Origin of the sequence: Candidatus Nitrosotalea sp. FS, assembly GCF_011319475.1 — an archaeon.
Classification (GTDB): Archaea; Thermoproteota; Nitrososphaeria; order Nitrososphaerales; family Nitrosopumilaceae; genus Nitrosotalea.
Genome location: NZ_RCMC01000264.1, coordinates 1 through 777 on the forward strand (window position 1 = coordinate 1; position 777 = coordinate 777).

The following is a 777-nucleotide window of genomic DNA, read 5'->3' on the forward strand; positions in this document are numbered from 1 at the left end:
TGCATGGCTTGCAGAATCTATAGGTACATTCTGTCTTGTATTCTTTGGACCTATATCCATTACACTGTCAGTTGTAGTTTTTGGAAATGGGCAATTGACTACTCAATCAATACTGATGATAGCGTTTGCTCATGGTGCCGCAATAGGATTAATGGTGTATGCATTTGGGCATGTCTCAGGCGGGCACTTTAACCCGGCAGTTACACTGTCTTTTCTTGCTACTAAGAGAATTAATGTAAAAAATGCCATAGGATACATTGTATTCCAACTTATCGGCGCCGTGATTGCGGCTGCTGCGAACAAGGTGATACTCCCTGCAAGCGAGAAGGTAAAGTACGGAGTGCAGACTGGTCCTAGCGACCTGATTGGAAATAGTGCTACTGCAGGATTTACAGTTGAAGCCATATTGACATTCTTTTTGGTTGCTACTATATTCATGACAGTATTGCACAAAAAGGCGGCGGCTGGACTGTATGGATTTGCAATAGGCGGAATGATATTCCTAGATCACATTGTGGGAGTACCGCTAACCGGTGCAAGCATGAATCCGGCAAGAACATTTGGTCCTGCATTGATATCTGGATATTGGGATTATCACTGGATATACTGGGCAGGTCCAATAGTTGGTGGCGTAATTGCAGGGTTAATTATGAACTATGTGTTCATAAAAAAATCAGAACAAGAAGCATCTGCGTAGATATTTTTACTCTTTGAAATGATTATAACAGGATAATTGACAAGTTTCTATGTGGACCCGTAGCACAGCTTGGATAGTGC

General features: G+C 42.1%; 1 protein-coding gene. It reads left to right on the forward strand.

What is annotated here, in order from left to right; genetic code table 11:
• Window positions 1-697 (forward strand): MIP/aquaporin family protein (locus DYY66_RS10325; protein ID WP_166288989.1); only part of this gene is annotated, 697 nt, incomplete at its 5' end.
• Between the last annotated feature and the right edge of the window lie 80 nt (window positions 698-777).